Below are 1,141 nucleotides of genomic sequence, written 5' to 3'. Positions count from 1 at the left end.
ATCGCTGACGCTGACTAGGGTAAAGGTCTCTGATCCATCTGTATCAAGCAAACCAATAGCCATTTGAAGCGGAATAGTGTAGTCCTCAAATAAGCGAGTAATGTCAGTATCAAGCAAAACATCATCCGCCACTGCATTGATTTCAACCGAAACTTCTCCCGTAAATACCTCAGTTGTAGTGCCTTCACTAATTGTCAAAGCAGTACCAAGAATTACATCTGCGCTGCTGTCCGGGGAGGGAGTAAATATCAGCCCATCAACATCAGACAATGGTACCGACCAATTACCGAAACCGTTATTAATACCTGCACTCAAATTCGCCAATAAAGGTACATTGCTGATAGTTAAAGACGATAACGTCTCATCACTGTCCGCAGGTGTAATCGGACCAAGTTCTAACGCTACTGCCGTGTCTTCATCAGTGCTAACACTGCTATTAAGTGGATCGCCAAGCAGACCATCAATCACAGACGTATCGTTGAAACTCACTGCTAAATCGGCCTCTATATAAGCGCTGTCCTGTGCTCCTGTGTCACTATCAGTGTCAGTTATATGAATCTGCACCGAGAGTACAAAATCATTATCGTCATCCGTGGCAGGTTGCAGGGTCAGTCCAGTCAATTCGGCTTCCGTTAAGTGAACACTTCCATCCAACTGTGCAGAACCAGCAGATAGTGTTGCCCCCTCTGGCAAGCCTGTAATAACGATATGATCGATCTGTTCAGATCCATCCATATCAACTAACGCGGGCGTTATATTCAGTTCGACGGACTGGTTAATTGACGTTTGAGCATCATAGACGGTCAGCTGTGGTTGATCTGCTTGGGCGCGAATATCAACCTCGACACTGTCACTCAATGAGGGATGATTGATATCGTCAGTAGTGACATCAACTGTAAGCGTAAAGTTATCATCTTGGTGCTCAATTGGCGTCAAGGTCAATCCGACTAGCTCAGCCTCTGTTAACGACCAAACGCCACCACTCTGATTTACACCGGAAGATAGCAGCACACCTTCAGGCACACCACTAATAGTGATGCCCTGAACCACTGCTGTTTCGGATGCCCCCTTATAAACAACAATATTAAGAGCCATTACTGTATCTTCCACCTCACTGATACTGCTGGCAGAGACCGACACA

The 1,141-nt window shown here is 45.8% G+C and carries 1 protein-coding gene; it reads right to left on the bottom strand.

Annotated elements, in window-relative coordinates; all coding sequences use genetic code 11:
• The coding region (locus tag A3738_RS08255) for a hypothetical protein (RefSeq protein WP_156504099.1) at positions 1-1,095 on the bottom strand (1,095 nt) is incomplete at its 3' end.
• Positions 1,096-1,141 lie beyond the last annotated feature (46 nt).

The sequence above is a fragment of the Oleiphilus sp. HI0066 genome (assembly GCF_001635725.1).
The sequence above is the reverse complement of the archived record's forward strand: the minus strand, read 5'-3'. Positions and strand labels throughout refer to the sequence as shown.